At 67.3% G+C, this 20,447-nt stretch carries 18 protein-coding genes; 7 read left to right on the top strand and 11 right to left on the bottom strand.

The window, feature by feature from the left end; all coding sequences use genetic code 11:
* Positions 1–227: 227 nt before the first annotated feature.
* Entirely contained in the window at positions 228–1,013 is a 786-nt protein-coding gene (locus HMH01_RS05315; RefSeq protein ID WP_171323176.1) for a hypothetical protein, read from the top strand.
* Between the two features lie 29 nt (positions 1,014–1,042).
* Positions 1,043–1,834 carry a hypothetical protein gene (locus HMH01_RS05310; RefSeq protein ID WP_171323174.1) on the top strand — a complete coding sequence of 264 codons (792 nt, stop codon included), beginning with the start codon at positions 1,043–1,045 and terminating at the stop codon, positions 1,832–1,834.
* On the opposite strand, the gene HMH01_RS05305 is transcribed toward HMH01_RS05310, so the two are convergent.
* The 10 genes from HMH01_RS05305 to HMH01_RS05260 are packed head-to-tail and all read right to left on the bottom strand — an operon-like array spanning position 1,752 to position 12,918.
* Positions 1,752–2,570, bottom strand: coding sequence for an alpha/beta hydrolase (locus HMH01_RS05305; protein ID WP_171323172.1), 819 nt, complete (start codon positions 2,568–2,570; stop codon positions 1,752–1,754). The genes HMH01_RS05310 and HMH01_RS05305 overlap by 83 nt on opposite strands.
* A 14-nt stretch (positions 2,571–2,584) precedes the next feature.
* Positions 2,585–3,895: an NAD(P)/FAD-dependent oxidoreductase gene (locus HMH01_RS05300; RefSeq protein WP_171323170.1), complete on the bottom strand. Its 1,311-nt coding sequence runs from the start codon at positions 3,893–3,895 to the stop codon at positions 2,585–2,587.
* Positions 3,892–5,256: a glutamine synthetase family protein gene (locus HMH01_RS05295; protein ID WP_171323168.1), complete on the bottom strand. Its 1,365-nt coding sequence runs from the start codon at positions 5,254–5,256 to the stop codon at positions 3,892–3,894. The genes HMH01_RS05300 and HMH01_RS05295 overlap by 4 nt, the downstream gene beginning before the upstream one ends.
* Before the next feature lie 17 nt (positions 5,257–5,273).
* A complete protein-coding gene (gene speB / locus HMH01_RS05290; protein WP_171323166.1) occupies positions 5,274–6,239 on the bottom strand; it encodes an agmatinase in 966 nt (321 codons plus the stop codon).
* Between the two features lie 10 nt (positions 6,240–6,249).
* Positions 6,250–7,050 (bottom strand): ABC transporter permease subunit, encoded by an 801-nt coding sequence (locus HMH01_RS05285; protein WP_171323164.1) that lies wholly within the window; start codon positions 7,048–7,050, stop codon positions 6,250–6,252.
* Positions 7,047–7,901, bottom strand: coding sequence for an ABC transporter permease subunit (locus tag HMH01_RS05280; protein ID WP_171323162.1), 855 nt, complete (start codon positions 7,899–7,901; stop codon positions 7,047–7,049). The genes HMH01_RS05285 and HMH01_RS05280 overlap by 4 nt, the downstream gene beginning before the upstream one ends.
* Positions 7,898–9,025: an ABC transporter ATP-binding protein gene (locus HMH01_RS05275; protein ID WP_171323160.1), complete on the bottom strand. Its 1,128-nt coding sequence runs from the start codon at positions 9,023–9,025 to the stop codon at positions 7,898–7,900. Before HMH01_RS05275 ends, HMH01_RS05280 begins: the two co-directional genes overlap by 4 nt.
* A 57-nt stretch (positions 9,026–9,082) precedes the next feature.
* Positions 9,083–10,171 (bottom strand): polyamine ABC transporter substrate-binding protein, encoded by a 1,089-nt coding sequence (locus HMH01_RS05270; RefSeq protein WP_171323158.1) that lies wholly within the window; start codon positions 10,169–10,171, stop codon positions 9,083–9,085.
* A gap of 36 nt (positions 10,172–10,207) precedes the next feature.
* Entirely contained in the window at positions 10,208–11,563 is a 1,356-nt protein-coding gene (locus HMH01_RS05265; protein WP_343035143.1) for an NAD(P)/FAD-dependent oxidoreductase, read from the bottom strand.
* A complete protein-coding gene (locus HMH01_RS05260) occupies positions 11,560–12,918 on the bottom strand; it encodes a glutamine synthetase family protein (RefSeq protein ID WP_171323154.1) in 1,359 nt (452 codons plus the stop codon). Before HMH01_RS05260 ends, HMH01_RS05265 begins: the two co-directional genes overlap by 4 nt.
* 220 nt (positions 12,919–13,138) lie before the next feature.
* Between HMH01_RS05260 and HMH01_RS05255 the strand changes: the two genes are divergently transcribed.
* Positions 13,139–13,996: an SMP-30/gluconolactonase/LRE family protein gene (locus HMH01_RS05255; protein ID WP_171323152.1), complete on the top strand. Its 858-nt coding sequence runs from the start codon at positions 13,139–13,141 to the stop codon at positions 13,994–13,996.
* A complete protein-coding gene (locus tag HMH01_RS05250; RefSeq protein ID WP_171323150.1) occupies positions 13,993–15,270 on the top strand; it encodes a DUF4147 domain-containing protein in 1,278 nt (425 codons plus the stop codon). Before HMH01_RS05255 ends, HMH01_RS05250 begins: the two co-directional genes overlap by 4 nt.
* Here HMH01_RS05250 and HMH01_RS05245 read toward each other — a convergent pair.
* Complete coding sequence (locus tag HMH01_RS05245) at positions 15,233–15,964, bottom strand: HAD family hydrolase (protein WP_425483576.1); 732 nt, start codon at positions 15,962–15,964, stop codon at positions 15,233–15,235. The two genes, HMH01_RS05250 and HMH01_RS05245, sit on opposite strands and share 38 nt — an antisense overlap.
* A gap of 83 nt (positions 15,965–16,047) precedes the next feature.
* Between HMH01_RS05245 and HMH01_RS05240 the strand changes: the two genes are divergently transcribed.
* The 3 genes from HMH01_RS05240 to HMH01_RS05230 are packed head-to-tail and all read left to right on the top strand — an operon-like array spanning position 16,048 to position 20,446.
* On the top strand, positions 16,048–18,855 hold the full coding sequence (locus HMH01_RS05240; protein WP_171323146.1) for a molybdopterin oxidoreductase family protein: 2,808 nt from the start codon (positions 16,048–16,050) through the stop codon (positions 18,853–18,855).
* Positions 18,852–19,700 (top strand): alpha/beta fold hydrolase, encoded by an 849-nt coding sequence (locus tag HMH01_RS05235; RefSeq protein ID WP_171323144.1) that lies wholly within the window; start codon positions 18,852–18,854, stop codon positions 19,698–19,700. Before HMH01_RS05240 ends, HMH01_RS05235 begins: the two co-directional genes overlap by 4 nt.
* Complete coding sequence (locus tag HMH01_RS05230; RefSeq protein WP_171323142.1) at positions 19,697–20,446, top strand: 4Fe-4S dicluster domain-containing protein; 750 nt, start codon at positions 19,697–19,699, stop codon at positions 20,444–20,446. Before HMH01_RS05235 ends, HMH01_RS05230 begins: the two co-directional genes overlap by 4 nt.
* The last annotated feature ends 1 nt before the right edge of the window (position 20,447 follow it).

Genomic DNA, 20,447 nt, shown 5'->3' with positions numbered 1-20,447 from the left:
CCTCTGCCGCCGCCGCGGATCGGATACCGCCGCCGCGGCCATCTCTCCCGGATCGCGACTGTGGCATATCTATGACAGTTTCGAGCAGAAACAAGTACCAAAGTGCCGACAATCCTTACTGGATTGTTTGTTAACGTCGCTTCTGGCCGGGATGCTCAAGGCCGCGACACCCGTCTTGACCGCAACCCGTCAGGCACGGCAGTAAGTGCGGGACAACAGGGGCAGGCATGGCAAGGGCATCCCGACGGCTGAGGAGCGCGATGTGGCTCCTGTACCAGTACCGCAAGATGCGCGCCTTCCTTGCCCCCGCCGTGGCGGGCCGGCGCGTCATCCTGCATATCGGCCCCCACAAGACAGGCACGACGACCATGCAGGCAACGCTGCAACGCAATCGAGGGTTGCTTGCGCCGTATCTCTACCTCGTTCCACGCCGAGACACGCCACTGCGCCTGCTGACCATCCTTACCCGGAACACCTATCGCCCCCGGCAACTCGCGCGCAACGCCGACGCGATGACTCAAGCCGCCCGGCGCCTTGCCCGAAGCTGCCGTCATCTGCCCGTGACCCTGATCACCCACGAGGATCTGATGGGTGCGCGCCCAACGCTTCGCAACGAGCATGGGCTTTATGCCGTGGCGCCCGACAAGCTTGCCCTGATCGTCGATGCGTTCGAATCCGAAGGGGCGCGCGTGGAAATCGTCTTCTACCGACGCGACTTCGCCGAATGGCTGGAAAGCCTTCACCGCGATATCGGCAAGGGCGGCAAGCCGGGGGGGCTTGGCCGCCGATTCGGGTTTCCGGCCGACTGGGAACCGCTGCTCGGCGCCTTTCGGGACCGGTTCGGCACAAGGCTCTGCGTCCTGTCCTTCGACGCCGACCGCGAAGCCGGCCGGATGGGGCTTGGCCTGTTGCGCCTGGCGGGGGTGCCGGACGCCACGATCGAAGGAATCGACTGGTCGCCACCGCGCCGCGTCACCTCGGCGGCGACACTCGCCCCCCGGGGCCTGGCGTGAAGGCATGGTCGCGCGCCCTGCTTCGGGCAGTGAGCGCGCGCCTGCTGCCCATGGCCCCTACCCAGCGGATCGTCATTCACCTGGGGCCGCACAAGACGGGAAGCACCACGATACAGCGCCTGTTGTCGGCAAACCGCGCACGCCTTTCGCCGGAAGTTTCGGTCATAGGCCCGCGCGACCCGATGCTGGACCGCCTTTCCGCCCTTGCGCGAAAGGGCAGGCGACGCCCCTCGGCAGAGGCACTTGCAGCCCGCTTCGCCGCGGAATCGCGACGGCTTGCGCGGTCCTGCCGCCACCTGCCCGCCGTGCTTGTCAGTTCCGAGGATCTGCTCGGCCCGCTGCCCGGCCGACATGGCGTGCGGGGGCTTTATCCCGCGGCCGAGCAGCGGCTGGCCCAACTCGAGAAGGCTTTCGCGCATGACGGCGCAGAAATCGTCTTCGTCTTCTATCAGCGCCCCTTCGAGGACTGGCTCGGCAGCGTCCAGCGCCAGCTGGATCACGGGACGAAGCCCATCAGCGCGCGGTCCATGATCCCTGACGACGATTGGGCCCCGCTTCTGGCCCGGCTTCGGGCGGCGCTGTCGCGTGGCAGGCTTGTCACGATCGATTTCGCAGCGGATGCCGGGCCAACGCGGCTGGGGACGGCGCTACTCGACCTGGCCGGCGTGCGGGCAGAGACGATCGCCCGCCTGACATGGCCAAGGCCCGCGAGAGTGGCGCGCCCCGAGACGCTGGGCCTCAGCCCAGAAGCGCCTGCACCAGCGCCGAGCGCGGATCCCGGAAATCGTCGATCACATCGAAATGGTGCCGAAGGGGCGTGATGACCTGCGCCATGTCGGCGCCCATCCCGGTCCAGACATTTGCCAGCAGCGTGGTCTGCCGCACGAATTCCGGCCGCTCGTCGCCGCCGACCCAGGCCGTCACGCGGACGCCGTCGCGCGGGGTCAGAAGCGCGGGGCTTTCCGCATGCGCGGTGGCGGCATCCAGCTTGAAATCCGCGTTCATCGCCAGCCGCAACAGCGGGCGCAGGTCATGCACGCCACTGACCGAAAGGATATGCGCAACGCGCGCCAGCACCTGCTCCGGCAGCGTGGTATCGGTGCAGGCCACGCGGGACACCAGATGCCCCCCCGCCGAATGGCCGGTCAGGCGGATCGGGCCCGGCACCTCCTGGGCGGCAGCGGCGATGGACGCGGCGATCTCGCGCGTGATGACAGGGATCGGCGCAGTCGGTGCAAGGGAATAGCTGGGCATGGCGACCGCCCAGCCCGCCGCAACGATGCCTTCGGCGAAATGGGACCAGAGGCTCTTGTCGAAGGCCCGCCAGTAGCCGCCATGCACCCAGACGACAAGCCCCTCGGCCGCGGCCTCCGGCAGGAACAGGTCGTAGCGGTTGCGCGGCGCAGGGCCGTAGGACAGGTCGAGCCGCGCCCGCCCGTCGGCGCCAAGCCGGTCGCGGAAGGCCTGCGCCTCGGCCGGCCAGCGGGCAAAGATCGCATCGGCGTCGGGGACATGGTCCCGGTTGGCATAGGCGTCGTCCCAGTCGGTGATGCGCATCGCATGTCCCCTTGTCATATCCCCAGCCGGTCGCGCAGCGCGTACCAGCTCATCGCCAGCACCAGCAGCGGATGGCGCGCCCGGTCGCCGCCCGGGAAGCCGCGCGGCTGCAACCGCGCGAAGGTCTCGAACCCCTCGCGCGCGCCCAGGACGTAGCGCCCCATCAGCCGCCCGGCCAGCGTGGCCATCGCGACCCCGTGCCCGGAAAAGCCCCCGGCCGCCAGCCGCGTGTGACCCGTCGCCCCGAAATACGGCATCCGGCTTGTGGTGATCCCCAGCGTCCCGCCCCAGGCATGGTCGATCCGCACGTCCTGCAATTGCGGATAGACCTTCAGCATGTTGGGCCGCACCAGGCCCGCGATGTCGGCGGGAAAGCGGTAGCCATAGGTCTCGCCCCCACCGAAGAGCAGCCGGTGATCGGCGCTGAGCCGATAGTAGTTCACGACGAACTTCGAGTCTGCCACCGCCACATCGTCCCGGATCAGGGCACGGGCGCGCGCCTCTCCCAGCGGTTCGGTCGCGATGATGAAATTGTTGATGGGCATGACGCGCGCGGCCCCGTGCCGGTCCACCCCGCCGTGATAGCCGTTGCAGGCGAAAAGCACATGGCCCGCCGTGACCGTGCCACGATCGGTGACGACCCGGTGCGGGGCGCTGTCCGAGACGGAGCGTACGCGCGTCTTCTCGTGGACCGTCACGCCCCCGCCCATCGCGGCGCGGGCCAGGCCCAGCGCGTAGTTGAGCGGGTGCAGATGCCCTGCCCCCATGTCCAGCGCGCCGCCGGCATAGATGTCGGTTCCCAGCGCAGCCGCGATACCGCCGCGGTCCAGCGGCGTGATCTGGTCGTAGCCATAGACCTTGCGCAGATGCTCGGCATCCGCGTGGCTGTCGCGCACCTCGTGGGCATGCAGGTCCGCATGCAGAACGCCCGGCTTCAGGTCGCAGGCGATGCCATGCGCGGCGATATGATCACGCGCGGTTTGCTTTGCCTCCTCGGCCAGGTCCCAGAGCTGGCGGGCAATCCTTTCGCCCGCCATGCGCTCCAGCCGGCGCTGGCCGAGCCGCTGGCCAGAGCCGAGTTGCCCGCCATTGCGGCCCGAGGCGCCCCAGCCGACGCGGTTGGCCTCGAGCAGGACGACATCCAGCCCCTGCCCCGCAAGTTCCAGCGCCGCCGAAAGCCCGGTGTAGCCGGCCCCGATGATGCAGACATCCGCGCATCGGTCGCCATCCAGCGGCGGGCAGTCCGGCAGCGGCGCAGCCGTCGCGCGGTAATAGCTGGCAGGATGCTCGCCGTCCGGGTCGTTCTCGCGCAGCAGGTCCGTCATACGTTCAGAAGCAGATGCTCGCGTTCCCAGGGGCTGATGACGGCAAGGAAGCTTTCCGCCTCGTGCCGCTTCAGCCCGGCATAGACCGCGCAGAACTCGGGCCCGATCACCTCGGCTATGGCCGGGTTCTCCTCGAAGGCGTCCACCGCCTCCAGCAGGCCGCGCGGCAGGGCGTAGTCGTAATTATATGCCTCGCCGATGACCGCCGAGCGCGGGGTCATGCCACGCTTCATGCCCAGATACCCGCACGCCAGGGAGGCGGCGAAGGCAAGGTAGGGGTTCGCATCCATGCCGACGATACGGTTCTCGATCCGCCGCGCCTGCGGGCTGCTGATCGGGATGCGCAGGCCCGTGGTGCGGTTGTCCGGCCCCCATTCCAGGTTGATCGGCGCGGACCCCTGCGGGACGTAGCGCCGGTAGGAATTCACATAGGGGGCAAGCATCGGGATCACGTTGGGCAGGAATTCCTGCTGCCCGGCGAGAAATCCGTGGAACAGCGCCGTTTCCGATCCGTCGGCGGCGCAGAAGATGTTGTCGCCCGTCTTGCTGTCCACCACCGACTGGTGGATGTGCATGGCCGATCCGGGTTCGTGCTGCATGGGCTTGGCCATGAAGGTGGCGAAACAGTTCTGCCGCAGCGCCGCTTCGCGGATCGTGCGCTTGAAGAAGAACACCTGGTCGGCCAGCTGCACCGGGTCGCCATGGCGGAAGTTGATCTCGATCTGCCCGGCGCCGCCTTCCTGGATGATGGTGTCCAGCTCGAAGCCCTGCGCGTCGGCGAATTCGTAGATGTCGTCGATCACCGGGCCATACTCGTCCACCGCCGTCATCGAATAGGCCTGGCGCGAGGCAACGACCCGGCCGGTGCGCCCTATGGGCGGCTCGATGGGCAGGTCGGGGTCGGTGTTGGGCTTGGTAAGGTAGAACTCCATCTCGGGCGCGATCACCGGCTGCCAGCCCTCGGCGGCATAAAGGTCGAGCACCCGCTTCAGCACGTTGCGCGGCGCAAGCGGCATGGGTCGGCCCTGCAGGTCGGCGATGTCGTGGATCACCTGGATCGTCACGTCGTCGGCCCAGGGCGACGAGGTGGCGGCGGTGAAATCCGGCGTCAGCACCATGTCGCTTTCGGTCCACTGGTGGGTGATGTTCATGTCCACATAGTCGCCATCGATCGTCTGGTAGAAGATCGAGGTCGGCAGGAACATGCGGTCGCCGCGGGCGAACTTGGCGCTTGGCATCGCCTTGCCGCGGCTGATCCCGGCCATGTCGGCGACGACGCATTCCACTTCTTCCACCCGGCGTCCGCCCAGCCAGGTCTGCACCGCGGCGGGGACTCGGGAAATCCAGTCTTCGGAGGTCATATCAAAAGTGCCTTTGTCTACAGCCGTCCCACGGGACGGCGGGCCGCGCCCTTGCGCTCGGCCAGAAGGCACAGCCAGTCATGAGCGACGGTAGCACCAGCTATAGCCGTAATTTCAGACACATCAAAGGGGGGCGACACTTCCACGACATCGAGCCCGACCAGGTCAAGCGATGCAAGCCCGCGCAGGATCTCAAGCGCCTGCCAGCTGGCAAGCCCGCCGGGAACCGGTGTGCCGGTGCCTGGTGCGAAGGCCGGGTCGAGCACGTCGATATCGAAGGAGACATAGACCGGGCGCGCGCCCGCCCGTGCCACGGCCACGTCCAGCGCCGCCTCGACCCCGTTGCGGTGGATCCAGGGCGCGGACAGGATCTCGAGCCCCATGTCGCTATCGTGGTAGGTGCGGATCCCGATCTGGGTCGAGGCAGCAGGATCGACGATCCCTTCGGCGATGGCGCGGCCCATCATGGTGCCGTGGTCGATGCGGTCGGGATCGTCAGGCCAAAGATCGCCATGGGCATCGAACTGGATAAGCGCCAGAGGGCCGTGCGCCGCAGCATGCGCCTTCAGAAGCGGCCAGGCGATGAAATGATCGCCGCCCAGCGCAAGCGATTTCGCGCCCGATGCGATGATCCCGGCCGCCTGCGCCTCGATCATGGGCGCCACGGTCTCGGGGTGGTGCGGGTCGAGCATCACATCGCCCCAATCCACCACGGCCAGATGGTCGAACGGGTCGAAGCCGAAGGGGAACGCCTTCAGCTCTGCCAGCTGGACCGATGCGGCGCGAATGGCCCGCGGCCCAAGCCGGCAACCGGGGCGATAGGTCACCGCACTGTCGAAGGGCACGCCCCAGACCGCGACATCGACGTTCGCCAGATCGCGGCTGTAGGGGCGGCGCAGGAAACTCAGCGCGCCGCCATAGGTCATCTCGGCCCAACGCCCCTTGGGATCGTGCTTGCGGAAGGCCTGGTCGCCCTGGCTCATGGGATGGCTCCTATTTGCGCTGCCCGCGCTGCATCAACGCCCAGGCGATACCGACCCCGACGGCCACGACCACGATGATCAGCGTTGCAAGCGCGTTCACGTCCGGGCTGACGCCGAGGCGCACCTTGGAGAAGATCACCATTGGCAGCGTCGAGGCGCCGGGACCGGAGGTGAAGCTCGCCACCACCAGATCGTCCAGGCTGATCGTGAAGGCCAGCAGCCAGCCCGCGATCAGGGCCGGCGCGATGATCGGCAGCGTGATGTCGAAGAACACCCGCACCGGGGTCGCACCCAGGTCGAGCGCCGCCTCGTCGATGCTGCGGTCCATGTCCACCAGCCGCGACTGGACCACGACGGCCACATAGGCCAGGCTGAACGTGGTGTGCGCGATGATGACCGTCAGCATCCCTCGTCCCGCCGGCCAGCCGATGGCCTGTTCCATGCTGACGAACAGCAGGAGAAGCGACAGGCCGGTGATGACCTCGGGCATGACGAGGGGTGCGGCCGTCATGCCCCGCAGGATGGGCTTGCCCCAGAAAGCGCCGAACCGCACGAGAACCAGCGCCGCGAGCGTGCCGAACACCACGGCCAGCGTTGCCGACACGACCCCGATCTTCAAAGAGATCCAGGCCGCGCCAAGGATCTGCGGATCGCGCAGCAACTCGCCGTACCATTTGGTCGAAAAGCCGCCCCAGACGGTCACCAGCTGGCTTTCGTTGAAGCTGTAGACCACCAGCGAGACGATGGGGACGTAGAGGAACACGAAGCCCAGCGTCGCGCTGATGACCAGGAAGAGCGACCGGCGCTTCATGTCCGGCTCTCCACAAGCTTCTGTGTCCACAGGATCGGCAGCACGATCAGAAGCAGCATGGCGACGGCCACGGCCGAGGCCATCGGCCAGTCCCGGTTCGAGAAGAACTCGTTCCAGAGCACCCTTCCGATCATCAGCGTGTCCGGCCCTCCCAGCAGCGCAGGGATCACGAATTCTCCGATCGCCGGGATGAAGACCAGCATCGACCCGGCCAGCACGCCCGGCAGCGACAGCGGCAACGTGACCCGGAAGAACGTCGACGCGGGGCTTGCGCCAAGATCCGAGGATGCCTCCAGCAGCGCCCCGTCAAGCTTCACGAGGTTGGCGTAAAGCGGCAGGATCATGAACGGAAGATAGGTGTAGACGATACCGACATAGACCGCGAAATCGGTCTGGAGCATGATCAGCGGCTCGTCGATCACGCCAAGCGACATCAGCATGTTGTTGATCAGGCCGTTGTTCTTCAGAAGCCCGATCCACGCATAGACCCGCAACAGGAACGAGGTCCAGAAGGGCAGGATCACCAGGAACAGCAGAACGGTGCGCCGCGGCTCGGGGCTGCGGGCGATGGCATAGGCCATCGGGTAGCCCACCAGCAGCGCCAGCACGGTCGAGATGAAGGCGATACGGATAGAGGACAGGTAGGCGTTGACGTAAAGGCTGTCGGAGAGAAGGAAGAGGTAATTCTCCAGATCGCCCGCGAAGACGCCAGCCTCGAACATCGCGCTGTAGGGTGGTCGCGCGATCGCCGGATCAAGCAGGCTGATCCGCGCCACCTCGAGAAAGGGCAGCAGGAAGAAGACGCCGAGCCACAGCATCGGCAGGGCTATGACCAGCCAGCGCCGGCTCATCGGGTCAGCACCACGCCGGCACTGGCGGGAAAGCCTATGAAGACCTCTTCTTCCCAGGTGATCGGGTTACGGTCGTATCCCATGTTTGCCTGGCTGACCTTGATCGTCTTGCCGCCCGGCAATCCCAGCTTGTAGATGGTGATGTCGCCCATGTAGGCGTAATCCATCACCTTTCCCTGCAGCGTGTTCTCGCCCGGCACCGGCTCGCGGTCGAGCACGATCTTTTCCGGGCGGACGGCCACGGCGACGGACTGGCTGGCGCTGAGGCCTTCGACGGGGTTCACGAGGATCGGCCCCACATCGGTCTGCACCCGCATCCGGTCGGGGGCGGCGATCTCGACCTTGCCCTCGAACAGGTTCACGGTACCGATGAAATCCGCGACGAAGCGCGAGTGCGGGTGTTCGTATATCTGGCGCGGCTCGCCGACCTGGACGATGCGGCCGGCATCCATCACGCCGATGCGCGTCGCGAGCGTCATCGCCTCTTCCTGGTCGTGGGTCACCACGATGAAGGTGATGCCCAGACGGTCCTGGATGTTCATCAGCTCGAACTGGGTCTCCTCGCGCAGCTTCTTGTCGAGTGCGCCAAGCGGCTCGTCCAGCAGAAGAAGCTTGGGCTTCTTGACCAGCGACCGGGCCAGCGCCACGCGCTGCCGCTGACCGCCGGACAACTGGTGCGGTCTGCGCGCGGCGAACTTCTCGAGCTGGACCATCTTCAGCATGGCGGCGACCTTGTCGCGCACCTCGTCGCGCGGCAGCCCCTCTCGCCGCAGGCCGTAGGCGACGTTGTTCTCGACCGTCATGTGCGGGAACAGCGCGTAGGACTGGAACATCATGTTGGTGGGCCGCACGTTGGGCGGCACCCCGGCCATGTCCTGGCCGTCGATCTCGATCTTGCCGGCGGTGGGCACCTCGAAACCGGCAAGCATGCGCAGAAGCGTCGACTTCCCGCAGCCCGACCCCCCCAGAAGGCAGAAGATCTCTCCCTTCCAGATGTCGAGCGAGACGTCATCGACGGCGGTGAAGTCGCCGAACGTCTTGGTCAGGTGGGAAATACGGATGAATGGTGCGGTGGTGTCGCTGCGCCAAGGCTTGATATCCGCGGCGGTGATCTGCTCGGCCATGTGCTCTGCCCTTGCGCTGCAACGGGCCGGCAGCGTGAACCGCCGGCCCGCATTCGGTCACTGACCGGTGGTGATCTGCGTCCAGAGCCGCGTCACGATGCGATCGGTCCGCGCATCGTAGGTCTGCGCCGACCACAGGTTCGCCTTCACCTCTTCCGGCGGGAAGATCGCCGGATCGCTGGCCACTTCGGGATCCACCAGCGGCATCGACGCCTTGTTGGCGTTGGCGTACCAGACGTAGTTGGTGATGTCGGCGGTGATCTGCGGGTCCATCACGAAGTTGATGAACTGGTGCGCCGCGTCGGGGTTCTGCGCATCGACCGGGATCGCCATGATGTCGAACCACTGCAGCGCGCCCTCGTTCGGGATCGAATAGCCGATCTCGACGCCGTTGCCGGATTCCTCGGCGCGGGCCTGCGCGATGAACACGTCGCCCGAATAGCCGACCGCCACGCAGATATCGCCATTCGCAAGGTCGTTGATGTACTGCGAGGAGTGGAAGTAGCGGATGTAGGGCCGCACCGTCATCCACAGGTCCGCGGCTTCCTGGAGTTCCGCCTCGTCGGTGGATTTCGGATCATAGCCCAGGTAGTTCAACGCCGCCGGCAGCGCCTCGGTCGGCGTGTCGAGCATGGTGACGCCGCAGCTCTGCAATTTCGAGATGTTCTCTTCCTCGAAGATCAGCGCCCAGCTGTCGGTCGGCGCCTCGGCGCCGAGCGCCTCCTCGACCTTGCCGACATTGTAGCCAAGGCCGGTGGTGCCCCACATGTAGATGACGCCGTGCTCGTTGTCCGGGTCATAGGCGGCGGCCTGGGCCATCAGGTTCTCGTCCATGTTGACGAGGTTGGGCAGCTTCGACTTGTCGAGCGGCTGATAGACCCCGGCAGCGATCTGGCGCTGGAAGAAATCGGACGTCGGGACCACGATGTCGTAGCCCGAGTTGCCTGCCAGCAGCTTGGCTTCCAGCACCTCGTTGCCGTCATAAACGTCGTAATTCACCTGGATACCGGTTTCGGCGGTGAACTTCTCGATCGTGTCCTCGGCGATGTAGTCGGACCAGTTATAGATGTTCAGCACTTCCTGCGCGGCCAGCGGGCTGGCGGCGAGGGCGGCGGCGGAGACGGCAAGCGCAAGGCGCTGTTTCATGGCTGGAGGTTCTCCCGGTTAGAAGTCGCAGTCGTCTTATAGTCCCAGTCTGTCGCGCAGCCCGTACCACCAGCTTCCGAGGATGGAATAAGGTACGCGAAAGGTCTGCCCGCCTGGAAAGGGGCGCCAGGGCAGGCTGGCAAATGTATCGAACCGGGTCAAATCACCGGTTATCGCATCGGCAAGAATCTTCCCGAACAGATGGCTGCCCGTGACCCCGTGTCCAGAGTAGCCGTGCGCGAAATAGGTGTTGGGGCCGAGCTTTCCCAATTGCGGCACGCGGCTGAATGTCAGCGCGAAATTGCCGGACCAGGCATGGTCGATGCGCACGCCTTCAAGGGCCGGGAACAGCTTCTCCAGGTTCGGCCGCAGCTTCGCCTCGATATCCGCGGGGGTGGATCCGCCATATACGGTCCCGCCGCCGAACAGAAGCCGGCCATCCGCCGACAGGCGGTAGTAATCGAGGATGTAGCGCAGGTCCTCGACGCACAGATCGGTGGGCAGGATCTCCTCCGCCCGCTTGCCCAGCGGCTCGGTCGCGATCATCTGGGTGGAGGCCGCCAGCACGCGCGTCGCAAGCTGGGGCACCGTCCGCCCGAGATAGGCGTTGCCGCACAGCACCAGCACCCGTGCCCGCACCTCGCCATTGGTGGTCCGGATGCTGGGGCGCTCGCTTGCCACCTCGGCCCCGGTCACCAGCGACTGCTCGTGGATGGTGCCCCCCAGGCTTTCGACCGCCGCCGCCTCGCCCAGCGCAAGATTGAGGGGATGCAGATGCCCGCCCGACCAGTCGATCATGCCGCCGACATAGGCATCGGTTCCGACATGCGTGCGGATGGCCTTGCGGTCCAGCATCTCGTGATCGTTCATGCCGAAGCGCGCCCAGAGCTTTCGCTTCGCCTCCAGCTCCTGCATCTGCTTGTCGGTATAGGCGGCAAAGATGTTGCCCTGCTTCAGGTCGCAATCGATGCCATAACGGGCGACGCGGTCGCGGATGATCTGTCCGCCTTCGGTCACGAGCCCGCCGACAAAGGCCTGCGTCTCGGGACCGAACACGCGGCCGATCTTCTCGAGCGAGGCGTTGAGCCCGTTCACCAGCTGGCCGCCATTACGGCCCGAGGCGCCCCAGCCGACCCTGGCCCCTTCGACCACGGTGACCTTCAAGCCGCGCTCGGCAAGCTCCAGCGCGCAGGAAAGGCCCGTGTAGCCTGCCCCCACGATGCAGACATCCGCGTCCACGGCGCCCTCGACCGCAGGCCGCTCGGGCGCCGGATTGGCAGATGCCGCGTAATACGAGCCGGGATAGGCGCGCGCGCCCGTCCCGGACAATCCGTCGCCGTCGGTTTCCAGCCCGAAGCCCTGCGGCCTGACATCCTTGACCGGTGCGTTCACACGACCTCCAGATAGCTTTGCAGTTCGAACTCGCTCATCCGCGCGGTGAACCGCTCCCATTCCTGCGCCTTCGCCGCGCCGAAGATCGTCGCCATCTCGGGCCCCAGCAGCGCGGCGGCGGCGTCGCTGTCCCGGAAGGCGGTGATCGCCTGCTCCCAGCTTCCCGTCAGCTGCGGCAGGTCGCTCTCCAGCGGGTTGCCCACCAGGGCCGGTGGCGGCTCGCGCCCGGCCTCGATCCCGTCAAGGGCCGCGCCCAGCACGACGGCAAGAACGAGGTAGGGATTGGCGTCCGCGCCCGAGACGCGATGCTCCAGCCGCCGCGAATAGCCGGGCCCGCCGGGGATGCGCAGTGCGGCGTATCGGTTTTCATGGGCCCAGGACACGAAGCTGGGCGCATGGCTGCCCGGGGCAAGCCGGCGGTAGGAGTTCAGATGCGGCGCGAAGATCAGCGTCAGCGGCTCCAGCACCCCAAGGCACCCGGCGACCGCGTGGCGCAGCATCGCAGAGCCCTGCGGGGTGCCATCGTCGAACATGTTGCGCCCGTCGCGGTCCAGAAGGCTCATGTGCACATGAAAGCCGTTGCCGGAATAATCCTGGTAGGGCTTGGCCATGAAGGTCGCCGCCAGCCCGTGCTGGCGGGCGATCCCGCGCACCAGGCGCTTCAGGAACTGCGCATCGTCGGCGGCTTTCAGGATATCGGCCTGGTGGCGAAGCGTCACCTCGAACTGGCCGGGGCTGCCTTCGGCGATCGCCGCGTCCACCGGCACGCCCGACCGACCCGCCGCCGCGTAGAGCCTGTCGAAGAACGCGTCGAAACCGTCCAGATCGTCGACCGCATGCACCCCGTCCGCCATCAGGCGCCGCCCCGTCGCGGGCGAGATCGGGGCGGCCGGAAAACGGTCGCTTGCATCGATCAGGTGGAATTCCAGCTCGGTGCCCACCACCGCCGTCAGCCCCGCGCGCGCCGCGCGTTCCACCACACGCGCCAGCACCTGGCGCGGATCGGTCGGGCTGGGTCTGCCATCCTCGGTGAACATCCAGAGCGGCATCAGCGCCGACGGACGCTCCAGCCAGTCCACATCCAGCGGCGCGCGCCCAGTGGGCCGCGCGATGCCGTCGCCATCCCCGGCCTCGAGCGCGGGGTTGTCCACGATATCGCGCCCCCAGATGTCCTGCGCGCTGAGCGTGAGCGGCATGCGGATCCCGTCGCGCAGGCTTTTCAGCGCGCCCTCCACGGGAACGCGCTTGCCACGGTAGCAGCCGTTCAAATCGCATACCGCCACCCGCAGGCTTTTCAGCTCGGGTCGGGCCGCAATCCAGCTGTCGATATCGGTCGCCTGGGCAGAGTCTTTCATGGGAGGAGGAAGCTATCAGGTAAACCGGGCATGGCAAGAGTTGTCGCACCCGCCAGGCAATCTCGCGGGCCTGCTGCCGGTCGCGTGACCAGCCCTGTGCGGTGATGCCCGATAAACCGCCGCCGCGTGGTTGCGGCCGGCAACCAGCCTGCGCCGCAAAGCGATTGCGGATGCCGCCGTTTCGGGGCAGGGTCCGCGCCGGAACCGCTAGCGGAGAGCGATGGTGCAGGCCGGACTGTTCAGGGAGATGCGCTGCGAACTGGGCGAGGGCGCGCTCTGGGATGGCACGCATCTGTGGTTCTTCGACATCACCGGATGCATGCTTTACCGGCTCGATCCCGAAGGAAAGACGCTGGAAAGCTGGGAGGGCGGCCAGATGGCCTCTGCGGCGGCGCGCACCAGCACGGGCGCGCTGCTGATCGCGACCGAGACAGGGCTGATGCTGTTCGACCCCGACACCCATGCGGGCGACACGCTTTGCCCGCTGGAGGCGGACAACCCTGCGACCCGCTCCAATGACGGGCGCGCCGACCGGCAGGGCGGATTCTGGATCGGCACCATGGGCAAGCAGGGCGAGCACGAGGCGGGGGCGCTCTACCGCTGGTACCGGGGCGCGTTGCGCTGCCTGCGGCGCGGCCTGACCACGCCCAACGCGATCTGCTTCTCGCCCGATGGCCGCTGCGCCTATTTCGCGGATACCCGGCTTGCCACCATCTACCGCTGGCTGCTCGGTCCCGAGGGCTGGCCGATCGGCGCGCCCGAGGTTTTCCACGTTGTCGATGATCCGACGGCCCGGCCCGACGGCGCGGTGACCGACGAAAGCGGGGCGCTCTGGGTCGCGCTCTGGGGCGGGTCGCGCGTCATCCGCATCGGCACCAACGGGCTGGCCCGCGAGCAGGTGACGCTGCCCGTCAGCCGCCCCACCTGCCCCGCGCTGACCCCCGACGGGCGGCTTTTCGTGACCAGCGCCCGGCAGGGGCTAGACGCGGGAACGCTGGAGACCGAGCCGCTGGCCGGATCGATCTTCACCGCGCGCCTGCCCATCGGCGCGCTGCCCGAACCCGAGGTGATCCTGTGACCGAGCCCCGCACCCTGCTGCGCGCCCTGTTCGACGCGGCCGTATCCGCCGCCCTGCCCGAGCGGATCGTGCCGCCGCATGTGCCCGAAACGGTGCCGGGCCGGCTGGTCGTGATCGGCGCGGGCAAGGCCTCGGCCGCCATGGCGGCTGTTGTCGAACGCCACTACGGGGGCGATCTGACAGGACTTGTCGTCACCCGCTACGGCCATGCCGCGCCCTGCGCACGGATCGAGATCGTCGAGGCGGCCCATCCCGTGCCCGACGCGGCCGGGGCCCGGGCCGCCGAACGCATGCTCGCACTGCTGGAAAGCCTCGGACCCGAGGATCATGTGCTGGCTCTGATCTCGGGCGGCGGTTCCGCGCTGCTGACGCTGCTGCCCGAGGGGCTGGCGCACGAGGATGCGCAGGCCCTGAACCGGGCGCTGCTGGCCTCGGGCGCGTCCATCGACGAAATGAACTGCATCCGCCGGCATCTGAGCCGAACGGCGGGCGGCCGGCTTGCGGCGGCGGCCTGGCCCGCGCGGATGACCTCGCTGCTGATCTCGGACGTGCCGGGCGACGATCCGGTGAACATCGCCTCGGGTCCGACGGTAGGCGACCCGACCACGCTGGCCGATGCACGGACGCTGATCGCGAAATACGACCTGGACCTGCCCGACAGCATCCGCGCGGCGCTGAACGACCCCGCCCGGGAAAGCGTGAAGCCGGGCGACCCCCGCCTGGCCCATGCCACGGCACATGTCGTCGCGGCCCCCATGGCCTCGCTCGAGGCGGCGGCGGATGTGGCGCGGACAGCGGGCGTCACCGCTGAAATCCTGGGCGACGCCATCGAGGGCGAGGCGCGCGCGACCGGCCGCGAATTTGCCGCACTTGCTCTGGAAAGGCAGGCCGCGATGACGCCGGGGGACGCGCCGCTGGTGCTGATCTCGGGCGGAGAGACCACCGTCACCCTGCCGCGCGACGGTCGCGCGCTGGGCAAGGGCGGGCGCAACGTGGACTTCCTTCTGGGCCTCGCCGACGCGCTGGACGGGGCGCGGGGCATATGGGCGATCGCCGGGGATACCGACGGCGTCGATGGCGCCGAGGAAGTGGCGGGGGCGATCGTCGGCCCCGACACGCCGACGCGCGCCGAAGCGGCCGGCATGTCCATCGCAACCGCCCTGCACCGCTTCGACGGGCACGGCCTGTTCGCGCTGCTCGACGATCAGGTGGTGACCGGGCCCACCCTGACCAACGTCAACGACTTCCGAGCGATCCTGATCCAGCCGCATTGATTTCCTCGACCAGCGGCAGCAGGCCACCCAGGTCGTCGATCTTGCGGAAGCGAGCCGCCTCGCGCGGGGCCTCGGCATGTTCCAGCGCCCAGGTCAGGCCATGCGGTACATGCACCCCCCAGCCCCCCGCTTGAATCATCGGGATCACGTCGGACTTGAGCGAGTTCCCCGCCATCAGCCCGGCCTCTGCCCCGCCGGCATGGTCGCGGAAGATGCGGGCATAGGTCCCGGGCGTCTTGTCGCTGACGATCTCCACGCCGTCGAACAGGTCGCCCAGGCCCGATTGCGCAAGCTTGCGTTCCTGGTCGAACAGGTCGCCCTTGGTGATCAGCAGCAGCCGGTGCGTGTCGGCCAGCCGCTCAACCACCTGGCGGACATTCGGCAGAAGCTCGATCGGGTGCGCATGCAACTCCTTGCCCGCCTCGAGGATGTCGCGAAGGATATGGGCGGGAACGCGCGCCTCGGTCACCTCGATCGCGGTCTCGATCATCGAAAGGGTAAAGCCCTTCACCCCGAAGCCGTATCGCGCGAGATTGCGCCGCTCGGCCGCGAGCAGGCGCTCGGCCAGGTGGTCGGGCGCGGCGTAATCGTTCAGCAATTCATGGAACCGTCCCTCGGTGATGCGGAAGAACTGTTCGTTCTGCCACAGCGTGTCATCCGCATCGAAACCGATCGCTTCCAGCATCCGCTTCAAATTCCCTGATTTCGTTCCCAAACCGTTTAACCCCTCTCGACGCGGCCGACGCAATGGGTATTGTCGACACTCGGGGAGGAAGCATGAGCAGTCACAAGCAACCGCGGATAGACCTATCTCCGCAGGTGGCGGACAGCATTGCACAGACGACTTGTTACATGTGCGCGTGCCGCTGCGGCATCAACGTCCATATCAAGGACGGCAAGGTCAAATACATCGAGGGCAACCGCGCCCATCCCGTGAACCGCGGCGTCCTGTGCGCCAAGGGTTCTGCCGGGATCATGCAGCACACATCGCCGGCGCGCCTGCGCGCGCCGCTGAAGCGCACCGGGCCGCGCGGCTCGGGCGAGTTCGAGGAAATCTCGTGGGACGAGGCGCTGGAGCTTGCGACCAGCTGGCTTGCGCCGGTCCGCGAAAGCGCCCCCGAGAAGCTGGCCTTCTTCACCGGGCGCGACCAGTCGCAATCCTTCACCGGCTGGTGGGCACAGCAGTTCGGCACGCCGAATTACGCCGCGCATGGCGGCTTCTGCTCGGTCAACATGGCGGCGGCGGGCATCTACACGCTGGGCGGCGCGTTCTGGGAATTCGGCGCCCCCGACTGGGAGCATACGAAGCTGTTCATGATCTTCGGCGTGGCCGAGGATCACGATTCCAACCCGATCAAGATGGGTCTGGGCCGGCTGAAGGAACGCGGCGCCAAGGTGATCGGCGTGAACCCGGTGCGGACCGGCTACAACGCCGTGGCCGACGAATGGGTCTCGATCACGCCCGGCACCGACGGGCTGTTCATCCTGGCGCTGGTGCACGAGTTGCTGAAGGCCGGGAAGATCGATCTGGATTACCTTTGCCGGATGACCAACGCGCCGGTTCTGCTGGACGCGGACGGGCTGTTCGCGCGCGACGAGAACGGCAAGGAACTGGTCTGGGACCGGGTGAGCGAAAGCCTCAAGCCCTTTGATGCGCCCGGGGTGAAGCCCGCGCTGCATGGCAACTATCACGGCATGTCGCCCGTGTTCCAGAAACTGGCGGAACGCTATCTCGACCCGTCCCACGCGCCCGAGGCGGTGTCGGCGCGCTGCGGCGTGCCGGTGGAGACGATCAGGCGCATCGCCGCGGAACTGGCGCATGTCGCCTTTGACCAGGCGATCGAGATCGACCAGCCCTGGACCGATTTCCGGGGCGAGCGGCACGCGACCATGAAGGGCCGCCCGGTCAGCTTCCACGCGATGCGGGGCATCTCGGCCCATTCCAACGGCTTCCAGACTGCCCGCGCGCTGCACATGCTTCAGCTTCTGCTGGGCAGCGTCGAGGTGCCGGGCGGCTTCCGCTTCAAGCCGCCCTACCCCAAGCCCGTATCGGCGCATCCGCGCCCCCATGCGGGGGTGACGCCGGGCAAGCCGCTGGACGGGCCGCATCTGGGCTATCCGCGCGGGCCCGAAGACCTGCTGCTGCACGCCGATGGCAGCGCCCGGCGCATCGACAAGGCCTTCACCTGGGAGGCGCCCCTGTCCGCGCACGGGATGATGCACATGGTCATCTCGAACGCGCATGCGGGCGATCCGTACCCGATCGACGTGCTGTTCCTCTACATGGCCAACATGGCGTGGAACTCGTCGATGAACACCGCGCAGGTCATGCAGATGCTGACCGACAAGGGCGAGGATGGCGAGTACCGGATCCCGAAGATCATCTATGCCGACGCCTACTCGTCAGAGATGGTCGCCTATGCCGACCTGATCCTGCCGGACACCACCTATCTGGAACGGCACGACTGCATCAGCCTGCTCGACCGCCCGATCTGCGAGCCGGAAGCTGCGGCGGACGCGATCCGCTGGCCGGTGGTGGAGCCCGACCGCGAGGTGCGGGGCTTCCAGACGGCGCTTCTGCAACTCGGCGCGAAGCTGGGCCTGCCGGGCATGGTGGACGATGCGGGCAGCGCCATCTACCGCGACTACGCCGATTACATGGTCAACCACCAGCGTCGCCCGGGCATCGGGCCGCTGGCCGGCTTCCGCGGCCCGGACGGCAAGAGCCGCGGGCGCGGCGCGCCGAACCCCGACCAGATCGAGGCCTACAAGCGGAACGGCGGCTTCTGGATCGAGCATATCCCCGAGGAGGCGCTGTATTACAAGCCCGTGAACATGGCCTATCAGACCTGGGCCGCCGAGATGGGCTTCTACCCCTCTGACGCGCCCGAGCCGTACCTGTTCCAGCTTTACGTCGAGCCGATGCGCAAGTTCCAGCTGGCCGCCGAAGGCAAGGGAGAGCGGCAGCCGCCCGAGCATCTGCGCGATCGCCTGCGCGAGGCGATGGACCCGCTGCCGGTCTGGTATCTGCCCTTCGAGGAGACGCGCATCGACGTGGCGGACTATCCGCTGCACGCGATCACGCAGCGACCCGCGGCGATGTATCACTCCTGGGGGTCGCAGAACGCGTGGCTGCGGCAGATCCACGGGGCGAACCCGCTCTATGTCTCGGGCGACGTGTGGGAGAAGCACGGCTTCGAGGAGGGCGACTGGGCCTATCTGACCTCGCATCACGGGCGCATCCGCGTACCTGTGGTGCGGATGGACGCGCTCAACCCCAGCACGGTCTGGACATGGAACGCCATCGGCAAGCGCAAGGGCGCCTGGGCGTTGGAACCCGACGCCCCCGAGGCAACGCGGGGCTTCCTGCTGAACCACCTGATCCACGAATTGCTGCCGCCGAAGGGCGACGGGCTGCGCTGGTCGAACTCGGACCCGGTGACGGGACAGGCGGCGTGGTACGACCTGCGCGTGCGGATCGAGAAGGCGCCGCGCACCGAGCAGTCAGAGCCTGCCCTGCCGGCACAGGCCTCGCCGGTCGGCACCGGCCCCGGGCAGATCGCCTATGGCAAGGAATGGACATGAGCGGGGAAGAGCGTGTCCATGACGTGACCGGCGCGGGCGGCGTCCGGCTTCATGTGCGCGAGCGCGGCCCCAAGGACGCACCGGCGATCCTGTTCATCCACGGCTGGTCGCAGCATCACCGCTGCTGGCAACGCCAGTTCGACAGCGACCTGGGGGACAGCTTCCGGCTTGTCGCCCTGGACCTGCGCGGGCATGGCATGTCGGACAAGCCCGAGGATGGCGCCGCCTACGCCGATGGTGCGGCCTGGGCTGGCGATATCGCGGCGCTGATCGACGCGCTGCGGCTTGATCGCCCTGTCCTCGTCGGCTGGTCCTATGGCGGTCGGGTGATCGGAGAATATCTCGAGGCGCATGGCGACGCGAAGCTTGGCGGGATCGTCCTGGCGGGCGCAATCCTCGCCACCGGAAGCGCCCGGCCCGACTGGATGGTCGGGCCGAAAAGCCCCGGCATGAACCGCGATCTCTATACCGCCGACGATCCGCGCCGGGTGGCCGCGACCATGGATTTCGTCGCCGCCTGCAGCTTCCGCCCCCTGCCCGCGGAAACATATGCCGAAATGGTGGGCCTGAACATGCTGGTCCCTGCCCATGTGCGCCGTGCGATGTTCGCGGCCGACCGCGACCTGCGCCCCGCATATGCGCGGATCACCTGCCCCGCGCTGATCGTTCACGGTGCAGAGGATGCGGTCGTCGCCCCCGCCACGGCCGACGAAGCCGCCCGGCTGATGCCCCATGCCGGGCGCTTGATCCTGCCCTTCACCGGGCACATGCCGTTCTTCGAACAGGCGCAGGCCTTCAACGACGCCCTGCGCGATCTTGCAACCAGCAGAAGGGCCGCCGCATGACCAGCCTGCCCGAAAAGACCGGCAAGAAGCTCGGCCTTGTGATCGATCTCGACACCTGCGTGGGGTGCCATGCCTGCGTGATATCCTGCAAGGAATGGAACACCGGCAGCTACGGCGCGCCGCTGTCGGACCAGGACCCATATGGCGCGGATCCGGTCGGCACCTTCCTGAACCGGGTCCACACCTTCGAGGTGAAGCAGCCGGAGAAACCGGCGCAGGTCGTGCATTTCCCGAAATCCTGCCTGCACTGCGAGGATGCGCCCTGCGTCACCGTCTGCCCCACCGGCGCAAGCTACAAGCGGGTCGAGGACGGCATCGTCCTGGTCAACGAAAGCGCCTGCATCGGCTGCGGCCTGTGCGCCTGGGCCTGCCCCTACGGCGCGCGCGAGATGGACGGCGCAGAGCGGGTGATGAAGAAATGCACCCTGTGCGTGGACCGCATCTACAACGAGAATATCCCCGAAGTGGATCGCGTCCCCTCCTGCGTGCGGACATGCCCGGCGGGGGCGCGGCATTTCGGCGACCTGTCCGATCCAGAAAGCAGCATCTTCAAGCTGGTCGAGGATCGCGGCGGGATGGACCTGATGCCGGAACAGGGCACGAAGCCCGTGAACAAGTACCTGCCTCCCCGCCCCAAGACCGACACCGCCCCCCAGATCGACGTGCTGGGCCCGCTGCTGGCCGAAGGCACCGAAGGAGCGGGCGGCTTCTTCGGCTGGATCGACCGCACGCTTTCAAGGCTCTGAC

Source organism: Halovulum dunhuangense, from assembly GCF_013093415.1.
GTDB lineage: Bacteria > Pseudomonadota > Alphaproteobacteria > Rhodobacterales > Rhodobacteraceae > Halovulum > Halovulum dunhuangense.
The sequence above is the reverse complement of the archived record's forward strand: the minus strand, read 5'-3'. Positions and strand labels throughout refer to the sequence as shown.